At 72.5% G+C, this 19,136-nt stretch carries 7 protein-coding genes and 1 pseudogene; 3 read left to right on the top strand and 5 right to left on the bottom strand.

Annotation, left to right across the window (positions count from 1 at the left end; genetic code table 11):
- The first annotated feature begins 204 nt into the window (after positions 1-204).
- From JHN45_RS33795 to JHN45_RS33785, 3 genes are all read left to right on the top strand, one after another.
- Complete coding sequence (locus JHN45_RS33795; RefSeq protein WP_236584411.1) at positions 205-4,290, top strand: beta-galactosidase; 4,086 nt, start codon at positions 205-207, stop codon at positions 4,288-4,290.
- A gap of 161 nt (positions 4,291-4,451) precedes the next feature.
- The gene (locus JHN45_RS33790) at positions 4,452-5,243 is read left to right on the top strand and encodes a hypothetical protein (protein ID WP_201052886.1); all 792 of its coding nucleotides are present in this window, start codon (positions 4,452-4,454) and stop codon (positions 5,241-5,243) included.
- Between the two features lie 87 nt (positions 5,244-5,330).
- Positions 5,331-6,899, top strand: coding sequence for an MFS transporter (locus JHN45_RS33785; protein ID WP_201052884.1), 1,569 nt, complete (start codon positions 5,331-5,333; stop codon positions 6,897-6,899).
- Between the two features lie 57 nt (positions 6,900-6,956).
- Here the strand turns inward: JHN45_RS33785 and JHN45_RS33780 are convergent, their stop codons facing one another.
- From JHN45_RS33780 to JHN45_RS53395, 5 genes and pseudogenes are all read right to left on the bottom strand, one after another.
- Complete coding sequence (locus JHN45_RS33780) at positions 6,957-8,828, bottom strand: SWIM zinc finger family protein (protein WP_201052882.1); 1,872 nt, start codon at positions 8,826-8,828, stop codon at positions 6,957-6,959.
- The gene (locus JHN45_RS33775) at positions 8,825-12,343 is read right to left on the bottom strand and encodes a DUF5682 family protein (protein WP_201052880.1); all 3,519 of its coding nucleotides are present in this window, start codon (positions 12,341-12,343) and stop codon (positions 8,825-8,827) included. The genes JHN45_RS33780 and JHN45_RS33775 overlap by 4 nt, the downstream gene beginning before the upstream one ends.
- A complete protein-coding gene (locus JHN45_RS33770) occupies positions 12,340-13,500 on the bottom strand; it encodes an AAA family ATPase (RefSeq protein ID WP_201052878.1) in 1,161 nt (386 codons plus the stop codon). Before JHN45_RS33770 ends, JHN45_RS33775 begins: the two co-directional genes overlap by 4 nt.
- 82 nt (positions 13,501-13,582) lie before the next feature.
- On the bottom strand, positions 13,583-18,484 hold the full coding sequence (locus JHN45_RS33765) for a DNA-binding protein (protein WP_201052876.1): 4,902 nt from the start codon (positions 18,482-18,484) through the stop codon (positions 13,583-13,585).
- Positions 18,481-19,136 (bottom strand): annotated as a pseudogene (locus JHN45_RS53395) (DUF4132 domain-containing protein); the annotation flags it as partial. The pseudogene JHN45_RS53395 and the gene JHN45_RS33765, both read right to left, overlap by 4 nt.

The following is a 19,136-nucleotide window of genomic DNA, read 5'->3' as shown; positions in this document are numbered from 1 at the left end:
CTGTCTTCTCCCGACCCATTGTGGTGAGCCCTGTGCACCTTTACTGTTCGGCTTTGCCTGAGTCTGTTTGATGCTGTTCGCCCAGTCGGTCTGGAGGCCGCCGTGCGGGGTAGTCGGAACGGTTCGGAAGGTGCGAGACCCGGTCGACGCCGGTGGTGGAGGGCCGTCCTCGCGACGGCCGCGACCATCGCCCTCGCGGCGGGCATGACGGCGCCGGCCACGGCGGCGGCGCGGGACGTCGGCGAGCAGTCGTCTGCCGTCAGTTCGGACGCCTCCGCCGTCAGTCCGCAGGCGCACACCGTCACTCTCGACGGCTACTCGTTCCTCGTCGACGGGCAGCGCACCTACCTGTGGTCCGGCGAGTTCCACTACTTCCGGCTCCCGAGCCAGGACCTGTGGCGCGACATCTTCCAGAAGATGAAGGCCGCGGGCTTCAACTCGACCTCCCTGTACTTCGATTGGGGCTACCACTCGCCCAAGCCGGGCGTCTACGACTTCACCGGGGTACGGGACGTCGACAAGCTCCTCGACATGGCCCAGGAGGCCGGGCTCTACGTCATCGCCCGCCCGGCGCCGTACATCAACGCGGAGGTCGACGGCGGCGGGTTGCCCGGCTGGCTGAGCACCAAGGCCGGGAACAACCGCAGCGACGACCCGCAGTTCCTCAAGTACGCGGACGAGTGGCTGACGCAGATCGACCGGATCATCGCCCGCCACCAACTGACCAACGGCACCGGGTCGGTGATCGCCTATCAGGTCGAGAACGAGTACTACAACGGCTCGGCCGCGGGTCGCTCGTACATGCAGCACCTCGAAGACAAGGCCCGCGCCGACGGCATCACCGTCCCGCTGACCGGCAACAACAACGGCACCTTCAACTCCGGTACCGGCGCCCTGGACGTCGACGGCCCGGACTCCTACCCGCAGGGCTTCAACTGCTCCAACCCCGCGAAGTGGAACGGCGTCCCCGACATCAGCTACGACCACCCGGCCGGAAAGCCGCTGTACTCACCGGAGTTCCAGGGCGGCGCCTTCGACCCCTGGGGCGGACCGGGCTACGACAAGTGCGCCCAGCTCATCAACGACCAGTTCGCCAACGTTTTCTACAAGCAGAACATCGCCGTGGGCGCGACCGCGCAGAGCTTCTACATGACCTACGGCGGCACCAACTGGGGCTGGCTCGGCATGCCGCAGAACTACACGTCGTACGACTACGGCGCCGCGATCCGCGAGACCCGACAGCTCGACCCGAAGTACTACGAGGACAAGCTCATCGGGTACTTCACCCAGTCGGTCGCCCCGCTGACCAAGACCGAGGCGATCAGGACCACACCGCCGGACGACTCCGCGGTCGTCGACACCGCCCGGATGAACCCCGACACCAAGACACAGTTCCACGTCCTGCGGCACGGCAACTCCACCTCCACGGCAGTGGACAGGACCCACATCTCCCTGGACTTCAACGCCCAGCCGACCAACGACACCACCTACACCTGGGACGACCCCGACTCCGCGCTGCAGTACGCCGGTTCGTGGTCCCATGTGGCCAACACCAGCTACACCGGCGGCGATTACAAGCACACGGAGTCGTTCTCGAAAACGGCCGGTGACTCGCTCACCGTTCCCTTCGACGGCACCGCGATCCGCTGGATCGGCTCGAAGACCAACAACCACGGCAACGCCGACGTCTACCTCGACGGCACCAAGGTGGCCACGGTCGACGACTCCGGCAGCGAGAGCCAGGCGGTGCTCTTCCAGAAGACCGGACTGACGGCAGGCGCGCACACCTTGAAGATCGTCGTCGCCGGGAACCACAGCTCGGGATCCACCGACAACTACGTGGCCGTCGACGCCATCGACGTGCCCACGGCCGCCACTGTGGAGCCGACCTACCCGGTCGTGCCGCAGCAGCCCGGCACCGCGATCACCCTCGACGGACGCGACTCCCACGTCATCGTGGCCAACTACCGCCTCGGCGATGCCCAGTTGCAGTACTCGACCTCCGAGATCATGACCCACGCGACCATCGGGGACCGGGACGTCGCCGTGCTCTACGGCGACCAGGACAGCGACGGCGAGACGGTCCTCCGCTACGCCACGGAGCCCACCGTGACCGCCACCGGCGGTACGGTCACGACGAGTTGGGACGCGTCCACCGGTGACCTCCGCCTGAACTACACGCACAAGGGCCTGATCCGCATCAGCATCGACGGCGGCGGAAACCGCCCGCTGCTCCTGCTCGTCGGCGACAAGGCTACGGCGGAGACCTTCTGGCGGCAGGACACGGCGAGCGGCCCGGTCCTCGTGCGCGGCACCCACCTGCTGCGCACGGCGACCAGTCTGCACGGCGGCCACACCGTGGCGCTCACCGGCGACAACGCCGACGACAAGAACATCGAGGTGTTCACCTCCGCCGCCCAAGTCACCTGGAACGGCAGGATGTTGACCACCCACGCCGGTGACACGGGCAGCCGTACAGGAAAGATCCCGGTCGCCGCCCCCGTACACCTGCCGGCCCTCACCAACTGGAAGCACGCCGAGGAGTCCCCCGAAGCGTCCGCCGGTTTCGACGACACCAGCTGGCAGGTGGCCGACAAGGCGACCACCAACAGCGTCTCCGGCGTCAACTCGCCACCGGTGCTCTACGCGGACGACTACGGCTTCCACACCGGCAACACCTGGTACCGGGGCCGCTTCCGCGCCACCGGTAAGGAGACCGGCATCCACCTGGTCTCCGACTCGGGAGGAGACGCGCAGGCGTTCTCCGTCTGGCTCAACGGGACCTTTCTCGGCAGCTCCACCACGGGCAGCGGTGACTTCACCTTCCCGGCGGGTGCGGTGAAGTCCACCGGCGACAACGTCATCTCCGTCCTCACCGTCAACATGGGACACGAGGAGGACTACAACTCCACCAACGGCAACAAGGCCGCGCGGGGCCTGACCAGTGCCTCCCTTGTCGGTGCGCCCCTCACGTCCGTCACCTGGCGCCTTCAGGGAGTACGGGGCGGGGAAGACCTCCAGGACACCGTCCGCGGTCCACTGTCGACGGGCGGCCTCTACGGCGAGCGGGCCGGCTGGTCCCTGCCGGGCTACCCGGACGGCAAGTGGAACCGCGTCTCCCTCCCGACGACCGACACGACACCCGGGGTCTCCTGGTACCGCGACGACGTCACCCTGGACCTGCCGCGCGGTCAGGACACCTCGCTCGGCCTCACGTTCACGGACGACCCGGCACGCAAGTACCGCGCCACGATCTTCGTGAACGGCTGGCAGGTCGGCAACTACGTCAACTACCTCGGCCCGCAGCACACCTTCCCGGTTCCCAACGGGATCCTGAACCCGAACGGCCGCAACAGCATCGCCATCGCCGTGTGGAACCTCGACGGCAGCACCGGCGGCCTCGGCCAGGTCTCACTGACCGACTACGGCAGCTACGCCTCCTCCCTGCGCGTCGCGCAGAACGACAGCCCGCGCTACGACGCCCGGACCTACGCGATGCCGAAGCGTCCGGGAGCGGATGTCACCCTCGACGTGCCGGACACCGCCCAGCCGGGACAGGCCTTCACCGCCACGACGACGGTCCGGGTGCCGAAGGACCGACAGTCCGCCTCCGCGCTGACGGCGTCGCTCACCGCGCCCGACGGCTGGAGCGTGGGCGCCCCGAGCCCCACGTCGGTCAAGAGCCTGCGACCGGGCACATCGGCCACCTTCACCTGGAAGGTCGAACCGCCGGCCGGAACGCTGCCGTCCGCCTCTGCGCTCACCGCCACGGTGAACTACCGGCAGAACGGGCGGCAGGCCGTGGGCGAAGACGAGCGCATCGTCCGGGGGATCCCGACGGCTCCGCCCGCCGGACAGAGCGACGTGAGCGGACTACCGTTTCTGTCGTCCACCAACGGGTGGGGCCCGGTGGAACGGGACACCAGCGTCGGCGAACAGGCGGCCGGTGACGGCCGTCCGATCACCATCGCGGGCGTCGGCTACGCCAAGGGCCTGGGCACCAACTCCGTCAGCGACGTCGAGCTGTACCTCGCCGGACAGTGCTCGCGGTTGACGGCGTACGTCGGCGTCGACGACGAGACGAACGGTGCGGGCACTGTCACCTTCTCCGTGATCGCCGACGGCAAGACCCTGGTCACCACCCCGACGATCCGCGGCAAACAGGCCGCCGTGCCGATCGACGTCGACATCAGCGGCGCCCAGGTGCTCGACCTCAAGGTCGGCGACGCGGGGGACGGCAACGGCAACGACCACGGCGACTGGGGGACGCCCACGCTGACGTGTGGCTGATCGGACGCAGGACCCAGATCGTCTTCCTGGCGGACGGACGCGGCACCGGTTTCAGGAACAGGGCAACCGGGAGCGTTCTTCGTGGGTCTAGCGACCGATGACACACCATCAGGTCCGCCGCACGGGGAGGCGGCGGACCCAGCGTCCCGAGGGGGGACTCCATGCGTATTCGCCCAGCCGTCGCCGTCGCTTTCCTGACAGCCACCCTTTCCGCATCGATGCTTCCGGCCACCGCCCATGCGGCGGCCGGGAGCGCCGCCGACGACACCACGTTCTCGAACGTCGTGGTCAACGGGGGCAAGGACATCGTGCTCGCCCCGACCACCAGAAAGACCGTCACGATCACATGGACGGCCCACGACCCGGAAGGAGTCGCCGCGTCCTGGGCCTACCCGTGGCACGGCCCCAACACCGACGACGCCGACGGCGTCTTCCCGCTGTACCCGCCGGCGGGAACATGCGCGGTGTCGCCGACGGACCGGACCACCTCCACGTGCAAGGTCAGCTTCGCCGTGGACGCCGCGCGCGACTTCGACCACAACGGCCTCGCAGGCGCCTGGAACGTGCTCGCCGGAGCGCAGGACAACACGGACGAATGGACGGAGATCGACGCCGCCGGCACGGCGAACTTCAAGCGGTACGCCAAGGTGACGGTCAACGCCTCGCCCGAGCCGGTGAAGAAGGGCAGGACGATCACCGTCACCGGGAAGCTGACCCGCGCCAACTGGGAGAGCGGCACCTACACCGGCTACCAGGGACGACCGGTCCAGCTGCAGTTCCGTAAGAAGGGCAGCTCCGTCTACACCACGCTGAAGACCGTCACCAGCGGAGTCGGCGGCGCGCTGAAGACCACGACGAAGGCCAAGACCGACGGCTACTTCCGCTTCGTCTTCACCGGCACCCCCACCACCGGCCCGTCCACGGCGGCAGGAGACTTCGTCGACGTCCGGTGACGGTCGGCGCCGACGGATGCGGAAAACGCGCCCACAGGTGACGATGAGCGTCAGCGAGGGGAGTGGAGACACCCGAAAGGACACCGCATGTCCGGAGCCGGAACCGCGTCCTCGTCCCGGCGGCTGACCCTGGCCGCGATGATCTTCGCGGTGGCGATGACGTTCATCGACCAGACGATCGTGTCCATCGCCGCACCGAACATCCAGGCCGAGCTGGGGCTGTCCAACACCGGCGTGCAGTGGGCGATCAACTCCTACCTGCTGGCCATGGCCGCCCTCTTCGCCTTCGGAGGGCGGCTGGCCGACACGGTCGGCCACCGGCGCATGGTCGTCCTCGGGGTGGTCGTCTTCGCCGTGGCATCCGCACTGTGCGGGCTGACACCCAAGGGCGGCGCCGCCGAGGGATGGCTGATCGCGTTCCGGGCCCTCCAGGGAGCGGGCGGAGCGATCATGTACCCGGCGGCCCTGGCCATCGTCGTCAACTCCTACGCGCTCCAGGAACGCGGCAAGGCACTCGCGCTCTTCTTCGGCATCGCGGGCGGTCTCACCGCGGTCGGACCGATCCTCGGCGGCTGGCTGACCCAGTGGACCTGGCGGGCCATCTTCTGGGTCAACATCCCCGTCGCCGTCGTGGCCCTCGTGCTCATCGCGGTGGCCCGCCCGCACACCCCGAACCGGCCGGCCCCGATGGACTACCGCGGACTGGCACTCATCGTGGCCGGCGTGGGCCTGAGCATCTTCGGCTTCCAGCAGTCCTATCTGTGGGGCTGGCACTCCGCGGCGACCTGGCTGTGCATCGTCGTGGGCCTGCTGCTGCTCGTGGTCTTCGTCCTCGTCGAGCGGCGGACGACCCATCCGCTGCTGGACGTCGACCTCTTCCGCGACCGGGCCTTCACCGTGCAGAACATCGTCCTGGGCGTGGCCATGGCCGCCTTCGTGCCGGTGTTCTTCTTCACGAGCGTGTACGCGGAGGTCGCCCTCGGGAAGAAGGCCTCCGAGGCCAGCCTCGACCTGCTCTACTTCTTCCTCGGCTTCGTGGTGGCCGCCCAGATCGGCGGACGGATGCTCGACCGGATCGGCGCCAAACGGCCCGTCGTGCTGGGCTGCGCACTCGCCTGCGTCGGCTTCTTCCTCTGGGCGAGCCGGGTGACCGAGCTGAGCGAGAGCCGCATCGTGTGGTGCATCGTGCTCGCGGGCGCGGGAATGGGCCTGATGCTGGGACAGGCCAACACCGACGCGGTCAACCGGGTCTCCCAGCTCTCCTACGGCGAGGCGACCGGAGCCACCCAGACCGTGCGCAACTACGGCTCCAGCCTCGGCCTCGCCGTCCTCGGCACGATCTTCGCCTCCGTGCTGCAGTCACGGATCACCCGGTCCTTGACCGCACAGGGCATGGACCACGAGGCGGCGAGCCGGGAGGCCAAGTCGATCTCCCAGCTGAGTTCGGGACAAGGCAGTGGAAGCACCGAGTCCGTTCCGCACTTCGTCCAGCTGGGCGTGGCCGAGGCCACGCGCTCTGTTCTCCTCGGCATGGGCGTGATCATGGCCGCCGCCTTCGTCGTCGCCCTGTTCGGCCTGCGCCGCGGGGTCCAACAGGAACTGCCCCCGGACAAAAGGGAGTTGAGGGCGACCCAGGCACCGGACGAGGGAGACTGAAGCCAAGCCAAGCCAAGCCAAGCCAAGCCAAGCCAAGCCACGGCCCGGGACCGGCGGTCAGGCGGCGTCCGGCGCCTCCCAGGTGGCGCGGACCAGCGCCCGCTCGGTGCCGGCCAGGTAGACGGCCGCGGCGAGCCACGCACGCGCGTACCCGTCCGGGTCGGCTTCCTCCGTACGGCCGAACACATCGCGCCCACGTCGGTCCGCCTCCGCGGCGAGGGCGTGCGACAGGTCCGCGGCCGTCCGGAAACCGGCCCGCCGCAGCGCTACGACGGCCCCGGCCCGGTCGCCGTCACGCGCGGGCTCGGCCGCCGCCCTGCGCCCACCGGACACGGCGACCTCGACGAGTCGCCGCAGCCGCCACAACGGCGCCTCGGCCACCGGATCGGACGGGACGCGGAGGAGCCCGGCCGTCTCCGGGAGAGCGTCGGCGGGCGGCAGATGGCTGCCCTCGATGCGGTCGTAGCCCAGATCGGCATGGCCCTGCCACTCCGCGGGCAGCCGCAGGGTCGCCGTACTAGCGTCCGGCGTTGTGCCGTCGGTCTCGTCCGGTATCGGGCCGACTGCGAGCGGCCGTAGCGTGGCCGCGCGATCGGGGTCGAGGCGGCCGACGACGCGCAGCCGCAGGCCTGGGCGGGACGCCAGTCGGCGCAGGTTCGCGGTGTGGGCGAGGTCGGGGTGACCGTTGGACGGCAGGAGGCGGATCAGCAGGCCGTCGGAGTCCGCCCGGCCGGAGGTCAACTCCTGGGCGAGCACCTGCTGTTCGACCACTCCGACGATGACCAGATCACAGCCGACCAGCTCACCGGCCGTCCGCTCGGCGCCCTCCGGATCGCTCACCGGAGCGTTCCCGAGCCTGGCGGCGACGGCCTCGGCGAGCGGCCGGGCGAACAGGGCGGCCAACGGGCCCGAGTTCCAGGACCGGCCCGCGACCGGCGTCGCCCGGACTCCCTTGCCGGCGCCGAGACGGCCGTCCGAGGACAGCGTCGCCCCCGAGATCAGCAGCCCGCCCCGGGAGAGCCCGGCATGGTCGACGCTGCCCGAACCGAGCGCGACCGTGGCCGTAGCGGCTCCGCGCGCACGGGCGGGACCCCCCGGTTTCACGTCCGCGACACTGAACCAGCGCCCGTCGTCGGAGATGACATGGGTGACCACCCCGCCGTAACCGGTGGCGGAGATCACCGGCTCCCGGCACACGCCATGCACGCGCAGCGCACCCTCCGGCCGGTAGGCGCGGCGGGCGGTCCCGACCAGCGCCGGGGCCGGATCGGCCGCCGCCAACAGGCCTGTGGTCAGCAGGAGTTCACGGAGATCGGCGACCAGGTCGGCCAGCCGGTGGCCGTCATGACGGGACCGTGCGCCCCGCAGGCCGCGGACCACCCGCAGCGCCGCAGCCTCGGCGCGGTGCAGCCCGGCGAGGCGCGCGGTGTGCGAGGCGCGCAGCACCTCCGCCTGCGCCACCGCGCCCGCGGCGGGCACCCCGGCGGCCAGAACGGCGGCCGCGGCGGCCCACAGGGAGCGGGCGGCCGTCAACTGCGCGTCCGTGGGGCCTGTTTGCGGCGGTGGCGCGGCGGTGTCCTGCGCCTGCGGCTCGACCTCCGCAGAAGCGCCGACGTCCTGCGCCACGGCTGTCTCCGCGTCGGCCACCGGACACGCGCCCAGCACGGCGGCGCGGTGCAGGCACCGGGGCGCCAACAGGCAACTGCACACAGCCTGTTCGGCATCCGTGACCGCCCCGGAAGGCCCGGGAGTGAGGACGACCTCCGCGTCCTCACCGCACCGCACTCGCCGTACGGCACCCTCGACGACGACGGGTGCGGCCACATACGTCTCGATCGCGGCGTCCAGCTTCTTGCGCAGTCGGGAGGTCAGGGCCTCCACGGCGGCAGCGGCCACCTCGGGCGCCACCGGGGGCAGTTCGGGGTTCATCGGGACTCTCCGCGGAGGCGTTCGCCCACCCAGCGGGCGAGGGCGAGGGGACTGAGGGCGGCGACGGGCATCCCGGCCGCGACGAGTTGTCGGGCCACCGGCACGGAGTAGCGCGGGGTGCCGTTGTCGTCCAGGGCGGCGCAGCCCATCAGATGCACCCCGGAACTCGCGAGCGCCCGTACCTCGCCCAGGAGTCCGCCCAGTGGGTAGCCCTCCTCGAAGTCGCTCACCACCACGACGAGGGTCCGGCTCGGTACGGTCACCAGGGAGCGGGCGTGGGTCAGACCCGCGGCGATGTGGGTGCCGCCCCCCACCCGGACCTCCAGCAGCAGGGACAACGGATCCTCGACCTTGTCCGTCAGATCGATCACGTCCGTCGAGAACGCCAGGAAGTGTGTGCTGAGCGTGGGCACTCCACCGAGCACGGCGGCCGTCAGCGCCGACCAGATGACGGAGGCCTCCATCGACCCGGACACGTCGACCACCAGGATCAGCCGCCAGTCCGCCTCCTTGCGCGAACGGGTGCTGAACACCGGCCGTTCCGGCACGACCAGGGTGCTGCCGTCGGCCCTCTTGCGGGCGTGGGCCAGGTTCGCCCGCAGCGTGCGCGGCAGGTCGATCCGGCCGCCCGGACGGCGGGTCGGCCGAGGCGTGGCCAGTCCGGACAGCGCGGGCCGCAGCCGGGTGGCCAACTCCTTGGCCAGTTCGTCGACCAGCCGGCGCACCAGCGGTCGCAGCCGGGCCAGTTGCTGCTCGGGCATCCCACCGGCCAGCGACAGCACGGATGTCAGCAGATCGACCGAGGGGCGTACGGACTTGGGGTCGAGTTCGGCCAGTACGTCGCTACGACCCTGATCGGCGGCGCGGGCGAGAACCTCCTCGCGTACCTCCGCGCCGAACAGCGCCTGGAGTTCCTCGGCCCATTCGCGCGCGGACGGGAAGGAGGCGTCCTGCCCGCCGGGGCCGCTGTCCCGGCCCAGATCCGAGGAACCTTCCCCGCGCCCCCTGCCGTACAGCTCGTCGAGCGCGTGCGCGTACCGGCGGGCGCCCGCCGGCAACTTGTCGCTCTCCCTGCCGAGGAGCAGGCGCCACCGGTCAGTCGGCGTGAGACGGAGTACGCCATCGATCGACGGGGCGTCGGGTACCGGCGCGGGACGTGTGACGGCGGTCCCGGGGTCCGGCGCATCGGCGGGCAGAGGCGTCGGGGGTGTCACCCGCAGCGCCTCCACCGCCGTACGGCCTGCCTCGTCCGCCGCCGCCCACAGGGCCAGCAGGTGCGGGGAGGCGGTCAGTGTCAGGTCGAGGCGGTCGCCCAGCCTCTCCGTGACCGTGTGCAGGAGACGGTCGCGGCCCGCCGGAGACAGGGTGTCGAAGCCGCCGCGCAGGGCGGGCAGCCGGTCCAGGAACGCCTGGTCGCCCAGCGAGTCGACCCGGTCGAGGAGGGGGTCGAGCGCGGTCGGCGCCGACTGGAGCAGGGGTGCGGCACCGGTCAGCAGCCCGGCGAGTCTGCGGGCGAGCGCATGCCGTGCGTCGGGGCCGATGGCGGTGTCGATCCAACCGGCGGCCCGTGCGCCGAGAGCGTCGGCGTCGTCCAGGTCGAGCAGGACCCGGCAGGCCAGAGCGGCGCCCTGGACCAGTGGCGAGCCGGTGCGTGCGAGACCGCCGAGGGCTTCGTCCATACGCAGTCCGAGGCGATGGTCGGCGGCGCGTGTGGCGAGGGCGACGAGCGCGGCGGCTTCCTCCGGGTCGTCGCTGCCCGCCAGACCCGGCAGGGACCGTACGGCCGACTCCAGTAGGTCGGCGGCGAGTACGCCCGCGGCCTGTCGGGTCTCGGGCGTGGTGCCAGGGAGATGGTCCCGGCGCAGCGCCTCCAACAGGTCGAGTCCGGTGAGGAGTTCGGGGAGCGTCGCGGAGGCGGGCAGCACCTCGGCGGCCTCGGCCAGCCGCTGGGCGACCAGGGCGGGCAGATCGCAGCGGGCGGCGTCCCGAAGTCCCGTCAGGACCAGGGCACTTGTGGGGCCGCCCGCCGCCGACTCGCGGCGGAAGGTCTCCCGCAGCGTTCCCTCGGCAGCCAGCGCGGCGGTCACACCTCGCACCCCGGCCAGGTCCAGCCGGACGGGCACGGACGGCACCCACGCCAGCCGCCACCGGGTGGAGAGCGCGGCGGCGTCGCCGGTGCCGGTGACCTCGACGGGCTCGCCGTATCCCACCCCGCACACGTCGAGCCGCCTGAGGAGGATCTCGCGCCGGTTGTCGAGGGCCGAACGGAGCGGGTCCAGGCGAAGTTCGCGCGGAGCGGGGTCGTCCGGACCGGGCAGTCGCAGGGCGGTGAGTTCGGACTCGACGGAAGGGGCGAGCCCGGACCGCGGGGTGCCCGGCGCGACCCGGCCGCGATCGGTGCCCACTAGGACCACCTCCAGAGCTTGCGCGAGAGCACGGCCCCGGCCGAGCGGCTCACCCTGCCCCATCACGGACGTCAGGGCCTCAAGCACCTCGCCCCGGCCCGGTGCCGGGAGCCCGCGCACCCGCGCGAGGTCGCAGGCCACGCGCAGCGTCTCGCGGGCCTCGCCGGTCCCCGCGGTGTGCCCGGCCGCGCGCAACTCACGGCACACTCCCGTGATGGCCCGCGCGGCGGCGTCGTAGAGCAGCTCGGGGTCGCCCGCCGCGCCGAACACCGCCTGCTGCCAGCGCGGGTCGCGGATCCCGGCCGGATAGCCGGACCGCGAGTCGAGCAGATCGAACGCGTACGGGACCAGGGAGGTGACGACTGACGAGGGCTCCCCGGGGAGCACCGACGCCGTCCCCTCCACCCTTGCGCCGTCGGTCAGCGCCGGTGCGTGGAAGGCGCCGATCACCGCCGCGACGCGGCGTCCGCCGGTCGCCGCGAGGGCGATCGTCTCCCGCATATGGGCCTCGCGCGCCAGGTCCACCGGGGGTACTCCGCCCGACGACTCGGCGTCCTGGCGCAGCGCCCAGCCGACGCCCAGGGCGGCCCGGCGCAGCGACTCGGGTGCGCAGCCGGGGGCGAGAACCTCCACGCTGCGGTCCCACAGGTCGTCCCCGTCGCGGCCGGTCCCGGCCGCGGTGAGTGCCTGTGCGAAGGAGGTGGGCGTCGGCCGGTCGTCGGCCTCGGCGCGCTCGGGCACCTCCGCGTGCCAGCGTGCGTCGGCCATCGGCAGGTCGCAGCAGACGACCTCCACTCCCCGCTCCCGCGCCCAGCGGACCGCGGCGAGTTCGGGCGAGAAGTCGGCGAACGGGTAGAAGCCGAGCCGTCCGTCCGCACCGGCACCCGCGAGCGCGACCGGCGCCAGCGTGCCGGGCGCGCCGAGGTGGGTCAGCCACGGCTGGAAGTCCACCGGGAGTTCCACGCACACCACCTCGGCACCGGCCGCGTCCAGCAGCGCGGGCACGGCGGAGGCGAGCGCCGGGCTGTGGTGCCGTACGCCCAGCAGGTACGGCACCACGGAGTCGGCCAGGGTGTCGAGCGCGGCCCTGGGGTCCTGAGTGATCGTCACCGCAGGTTCTCCCGCAGGTCCCAGAGGCGGCGCCAGGTCACGGAGCCGTCCTCGGCGCGGCGGCGCACCGGACCGTCCCAGTAGCCCAACAGGCGCGCGTGGTCGGTCGGATCGTCCTTGCGGACCACGCCCAGGAGATGGCCGGGCACCAGGTCGAGGGGGTCCCCGGCGGGCAGGTAGGCGGTGGCCACCCCGAGGGACACGGCGACCTGCACCGCCTCCGCGGTGGACATCACCGTGCCGGGGCGCTCCACGTCCCAGCCCTCGGCCGAACGTCCGGCCCGCAGATCACGGAACACGGTCACCAGGACGTCGAGCACCGCGTCGTCGACGTCGAAGGCGGCGCCCGCCCGCTCGACGGCCGCGACGGCCTGTCGTTTGACGAGCGCGGTCTCGGCGTCGACGTCCGAGATCGGGTGCACCGTCTCGAAGTTGAAGCGGCGCTTGAGCGCGGCGGACATCTCCGACACACCGCGGTCGCGGAGGTTGGCGGTGGCGATGACGGTGAAGCCGGGAGCGGCGGCGACCTGTGCGTCGTCCGTGCCGGACAGCTCGGGCACGCTCATGCGGCGGTCGGAGAGGATCGACACCAGCGCGTCCTGCACCTCGGGCAGGCAGCGGGTGATCTCCTCGACGCGCGCCACCCGTCCGGTGCGCATCGCGCTGAGCACGGGCGAGTCCACCAGCGCCTGGGGCGTGGGTCCTTGGGCGAGCAGGAGGGCGTAGTTCCAGCCGTAGCGCAGGGCGTCCTCGGTGGTGCCCGCGGTGCCCTGCACGGTGAGCGCGCTGGTGCCGCAGACGGCCGCCGCCAGCAGTTCCGAGAGCATCGACTTGGCCGTGCCGGGCTCACCGACGAGCAGCAGTCCGCGTTCCCCGGCGAGCGTGACCACGCACCGTTCCACCAGGGCGCGTTCACCGACGAACTTGGGGGCTATGACGAGTTCGCGCGGCAGCGTCTCGTGGGGCTTGGCGAGCTTGAGCGGTTCGCCGGCGCTGCCGCACACGAAGGTGATGACGGAGCGGGGCGTCAGCCGCCAGCCGGGCGGGCGGGGCCCCTCGTCGTGGGCGGCGAGGAAGGCGAGTTCGGTGGCGTGGCGCTCTTCGGCGGGCAACGTCTGCCGGTCGGGCAGGGCCGTCGCCGTGTCGGTCGGGGTCATGAACGTCCTTGCTGGGTAGGTCTGTCGGTCGTTGGTGAGGAGGGGCGCCGGGTGGTGTCCGGCGCCCCTGGTACGGCGTCCGTCAGCGGCGGCGGCCCCGGCGCACCTTCAGCTCCTCGAACCGGGGAGCGTCGCCCTCGCGGACCCGCTGCCAGGCTCTGCGGTAGAGGTCCGCGGCCGGTTCGGTCGGGACGATCACGCCGAGGGACGCGTGTTCGCCGTTGACGAGGTCGAACAGCGGCAGTTTCCAGCGCTCCAGGGGAACGCGCGGGGACGGCTGTTCCGCCCAGCCGCCGGGCAGGAAGAGCGAGCGGCCGGCCCTGGTCCGGGTGGCCTCGACCACGAGGTCGGTGGCGGCCAGTTCGGCGCGGGCCGCCTTGAGCCGGGCCGGCTTCCAGCCCGTCCACCGGGCCGTCGTGCGGTCGGTCGGGTCGGGCATGGCGAGCAGCATCAGATACAGCGTGGCCGCGTCCTCGCTGATGCCGTACTCCTTGGCCGCCTCGGTGACCAGGTCGGGCACGGAGCGGCCCGGGTCCTGCGGCCACCAGGTGCTGTCCTTGTCGCACGCGCCCGCCATCGGCTCGCCGGGGTCCGCCAGGAGGGCCGCGAAGCGGGGGTCGCGGACCAGTCGCAGGGCGATCTCGGCCCGGTACGGTTGGTCGTTGACGCGGGTCGCGGGCAGGTAGGGGTCCTGCCCGGCCTCGTCCAGGAGGTCGACGCGGATGCCTGGGGCCGGCTGGTCGTCCTGCGTGGCGAGCACGACCGCGCCGTAGCGCTCGAAGCCCGGACCGGTCTCGGTGGGCGTGCCCGCCGTCTTCCGGAACGCGGGGAGGCTGATGTACTCGCCGAGGTCGAGCATGAATCCGGGCCCGGCGAGGCGTTGGCGCACGGCGGTGAGCACGGGCGGCAGCGCGGCCCGGATCGGGTCGCCGGCGGGCAGCCGGTGGGCGAGCCACGCGGCGAGGCCGACCGAACCGACCAGGATCTGCGCGGTGAACCCGGTCGTGTCGTCGCCGGCCGGCCGCACCCGGTCGCCGATGACCTCCCACCGCAGGTCCCGGCTGAGCTCCGGGGCACGGGCCGGCTCCAGCAGCGCGGGCAGGGCTTCCCGTACCGGCCAGGGTGTGTGCTTGAAGGCGCGGATGGCGTCGCTGAGCAGATCCTCGGGTACGGCAGGACGCTTGCCGAGCCTGCTGTTCCACACCGCGGCGGCCGTCGCCACGTCCGGGCCCTCGGTCCACAGCCGGACCGCGTCGGCGGGCACGAGTGCCGCCACGACCGCGGCACGGACGGCGCTGTCGATGCCGCCCAGTTCGCCCTTGGCGACCGCCGCCGGGGCGACCTTCACCCCGATGACGTCGCGGGCCTCGGTGGTGAGGAAGGCCCGCTCGTAGGCGTCGACTCCGGGCAGTCCGGCGACGACGAGCCGGGCCATGGTCTCGGTGACGCCGGTGAGCCGGGCGAACTCCTCGGCGGCGTCCGGGAACCACGGTGCCGGACCGCGCTCGGCGAGCGCGGCGAGGAACGCACCTAGCCTGCCCGGGTGTTCGTCCTCACCGATCGGGTCACAGGCCAGGACCTTGTACGGCTCCGGAACGGCGAACCGTCCTGCCGGGTCGTGGAACAGACCGGTGAAGTCGCAGCCGTCGTCGCTCGGGGACCCGTGTCCGGTCAACGCGACGAAGGCACCGTCCGCCAACGGCAGCAGGCCGTTCCACGAGCCCTCCCGCCAACTGCCCGAGGCCAGCCGCAGCCGGTGCGCGTCGAGGTGCAGGGTCACCGTGCGCCAGCGACCGGCCGCACCGGACTGTCCGAGCCCCAACTGCTCGAATCCGGCGAGCAGTTGTCGAAGTGCCTCGCGGTGCTCGTCGGTGGTGGTGCAGGCCGCCGCCCGGTGGGCGAGGGCCGTCACCCGCCCCAGCAGGGTGCGCAACTCCGGCTGCCCGATGGGCAGTTCCGGCCCGTCGAGGTGGAGGCGGGCATCGCCCGGCTCCGGTACGACGTCGGTGGCGTCGGCGGCCCGGGTCAGCATCCGCAGGACGCGGAAGACCGTGTCGGCCTGGTCGTCGCGGTTCCACCAGTAGCCATTGGACACGCCGAGACCGCTCATCGCGTCGCGCAGCAGGCTGTCCGTCGGACCGGCCGGACCCTCGTCCGCCACGCCGCCTTCGAGAGCCAGGGTGAGCCGGGTCGCCGCCGCGTCCAGGACCGCCTGCTGGGCCGCCGCGTACCGCACGACCCCGGCGACGCCCGCGAGCAGGGCGGGGTGCGTGACGTGCAGCAGGGTGCGGATCGCGCCGGGCAGCGCCTCCGGTTCCTTGTCGCCGGCGGCCGACAGCAGGGCGGCGGCGGTGTCCCGGTCGATGTGCCGCAGTCCCGTGGAGCCCGCCGGGTCGCGCGGGGTCAGGCACTCCCAGTACTGCACCGGCGGCAGCAGCAGCGAGCCCTCGCCGAAGACGCCCGCCGTACGGTCGGTCTTCCCCCAGGCGGTGACGACACCGTCCGCGTCGACCAGGTCGAGCTGCCAGCCGTTGTGCACGACCGCGGTGGGCCGCTCGGCGCCCGGGAACATCACCAGTGTGAACGGCCGGCCCGCGTCGGCGGGCAGCGTGAGGGTGTGTCCGGCGAGATCCTCGACACGCGTGGAGCCGTCGGGGAGCTCCAGCCTGCACAGGCCCACGAGGCCGTCGACAGGTGCCGAGGCGGGGGCGGCGCCGGTCGTGGGGGAGGGCCGCAGCCGGCCCCCGGCGAAGGCGCTGCCCGCAGGGGCGTCGCGCAGCGCGTCGGCGAAGAAGGCGGGGCGGCTCATGCGTCCGCGCTCGTCGGTGGCCGGGTCGTACTCGTACCAGCCGTGCTCCTCCCGGTCCTCGGAATCCGCCTGCCAGACCCAGTAGTTGGAGCCGTCGAAGAGCAGCGGACGCTCCTCAGGCACGGTGGTGTCCCCGGCGTGGAGGACACCGCGGCCGGTGGTCCGGCCGCCGCCGGGCAGCGGCAGGGTGATGGGGAAGTTGCCCTTGTACCAGTCCATCTCGGTGCCGCGGGTACCGCGCGGGCCTTCCAGGGTCTCGACCCGGTCGGCGCGGGTGTGCCAGTAGCCGCGCAGCCCGTCGTTGCGGCTGTTCCAGTAGACGAGGAGTTCGCCGTCGACGTGGTGGAAGCCGGGGTCGCCGTACCGGTCGTCCTTGGGGATGCGCAGGTCGTGGGTGAGGAGGGTGCCCTCGGCGCCGATGACCCGGGCCTGGGCCTCGCCGGCCACCACGAGGTGGGGCCAGGCGTCGGCGACGATCAGATCCTCCACCTGCTTCTTCGGAACGAGTTCGGCCGCCGCCTCCTCCCAGGCGGGCCAGCCGAGTTCGTCGAAGAGCCCGGCCCGCAGGGTGCGCGCCAGCACGGGGGCGAGGTCGGTGGCGACCGCCTCGCGCACGTCCGCCTCGGCCAGTGCCAGCGCCTCGGCGGGCAGCCACTTCAGGCGCGCCAGTGCGTCGGGTAGCTGGGGCAGACCGACCGCGGTGAACCGCTCGACGACCGTACGCACCCACTGGGCCAGCAGCGGACGGCAGCCCGGCGACTGCGCCAGCAGCCGGATGGCCCGCAGCCCCGGCTCGTCGTCGCTGAACCGGTCCGCGCCCTTGAGGAAGGCGCCGTGGAACCGGTCGTCGGCGCCCAGGTGCAGCAGGTCCCGGTGGCCGTCGCCCGTCGCCCACTGCTCCAGCGGCAGGGCGTGGCCCCGTTCCGGAGCGGCCACGGGTACGTCCAAGGACAGCAGCAGGTCGATCAGATCGATGTCGTGGGTGACCTTCAACGCGCCGCCGGACGCGGCGAGTTCGGACCGCAGCCGGTCCACCGAGCGCTCCACGAGCGGGTACAGCTCCGGCATGCGGGTCGAGCCGCGCCAGGACCGGGCCCGCTCCCGGAACGTCAGGAAACGCTCCAGCCAGCCCGCCGTGCCGTCCCGGGGGCGCTCCTCCTCGGGCAGGGCGGCGTCCCACAGCCCCGCCGTGGCACCGGAGTCCTCCAGCACCTGGAGCCACAGCGCGGGCATCTCGTCGTCGGAGCCCGCGGGGAGCATGTCCAACAGGGTGCCGCGCACCTGGCGTTCCCGCGCGGCCAGTGCCACCAGGGCAGCACGGTGGCCCTTCCACCAGCCGGCCGCGGCACGCAGCGTGGCCGGCAGACCGAGCAGCTCGGACAGATAGCGCTGCTCGGCCAGGTCGGCGTCCTGCCCGGCGGCACGGGCCAGCTTGCGCAGGTCGCCCGCCATCTGCGCGGACGGCGGCAGCCCGCCCGCGGTCCGGCGCAGACACAGCCGCGTGAAGCGCCGCAGCGCCTCCTCGGCCGGCACCCGGGCGCCCAACTCCTTGCCGTAGGCGGACAGCACCTTCACCGGCAGCGCACCCGCCAGCGCGAACTCCAGGAACACCGCGTCGAGCCGGTCCTCCTCGATGACCAGCCCGTGTTCCGCCTCTGCCTTGCGGGCCCGGGTGAACAACTGGGCCGCGTAGGTGGCGTTCTCCTCGGCGAGGAACACCCGGCCCGCCTGCTCGTAGAACGTCGGCAGGAAGTGCGGAACGGAGGCCGCCAGCCGCGCGCCGAGTTCCACGTAGGCGTCCAGTGCCGCCTTGGGCCGGGACTTCGCCTGCCGGGCCGCCCGCTCCAGGTCCGGTACGACACCGAGCGCGTGGTGCCCGTCCTCGGGGTGGTGCACCAGCACCCACTCCGGGAAGCCCAGCGACTGGCGCAACCCCAGCCCCACGACGGCAGGTTCGGCGGCCTGCTCCAGGCCGAGGAAACCGGCGGCCAGATCCTCCGCCGCGCCCAGTTCACCGGCGACCAGCCGCACCACCACCCGGTCGTCGAGACCCGGGTGCGTATAGGTGCGCGCCGTCAGCGGCACCGCCCGCTCACCGGCGCCCTCCGCGTCCGGCGGCAGCACCGCCCCCGCCGCGAGCATGTCCTCGTACGACACCTGCGTCCCCCCGCTCATGCGCTCTTGCCTTCCTCGATGTCACGCCCGGCGTACAGCGCCGCCGCCATCCGCATCCCCTCGGACCAGGCCACCGGTCCCACCTCCCGCAACGGCAGGGCACGGCCGTCCTGGTCCTGCCAGCTGAGGCCACCGGTCTCCACCGTGTCCTCCCAGTACGGCTCCCCGATCCACACCGAGGCCTCGACCGTGCGCCCGCCGTCGCGCACCCGGGCCGTGGCGTAGCCGCCGGAGACTCGGTAGCCCAGCGAACTGGCGCGCGCGGCGGGCGCACGGTCGAGGCCTCGGTGTGGATCGGGGAGCCGTACTGGGAGNGCCGGAGACTCGGTAGCCCAGCGAACTGGCGCGCGCGGCGAGGGCGAAGCGGGAGCGGAACGAGCCGCCGGCGAACTCCCGTACCTCGGTGGCCTTGGGGGCGATTTCGTCGGGGCGCTGCCAGGTCGCCCGGTGGATCTGCTCGACCCGCTGGACCATCCCCAGCTCGGCGGCGAACTCCCGGATGTCGTCGAGGTCCGGCAGCAGCACCGGGTGCGGCAGGGTCACCGTGCGCGGGGACAGCCGTACCGTCTCGCCGTCGAGGTTCACCACCCGCAGTTCGCCGTCCTCGGTGGTGCCCCGGAGGAAGCCGACCTCGTCGGGGTCGTCGCCGACC

It is taken from the genome of Streptomyces sp. MBT53 (assembly GCF_016654115.1).
Taxonomy (GTDB): domain Bacteria; phylum Actinomycetota; class Actinomycetes; order Streptomycetales; family Streptomycetaceae; genus Streptomyces.
Note: the sequence above shows the minus strand (reverse complement) of the source record. Positions and strands in the feature narration are given on the sequence as shown.

What these genes read in the sequence shown, in the direction of transcription:
- JHN45_RS33785 (WP_201052884.1), top strand. Translation starts at nt 5,331, where the DNA reads ATGTCCGGAGCCGGAACCGCGTCCTCGTCCCGGCGGCTGACCCTGGCC.
- JHN45_RS33765 (WP_201052876.1), bottom strand. Translation starts at nt 18,484, where the DNA reads ATGAGCGGGGGGACGCAGGTGTCGTACGAGGACATGCTCGCGGCGGGG.
- JHN45_RS33780 (WP_201052882.1), bottom strand. Translation starts at nt 8,828, where the DNA reads ATGAACCCCGAACTGCCCCCGGTGGCGCCCGAGGTGGCCGCTGCCGCC.
- JHN45_RS33795 (WP_236584411.1), top strand. Translation starts at nt 205, where the DNA reads ATGACGGCGCCGGCCACGGCGGCGGCGCGGGACGTCGGCGAGCAGTCG.
- JHN45_RS33790 (WP_201052886.1), top strand. Translation starts at nt 4,452, where the DNA reads ATGCGTATTCGCCCAGCCGTCGCCGTCGCTTTCCTGACAGCCACCCTT.
- JHN45_RS33770 (WP_201052878.1), bottom strand. Translation starts at nt 13,500, where the DNA reads ATGACCCCGACCGACACGGCGACGGCCCTGCCCGACCGGCAGACGTTG.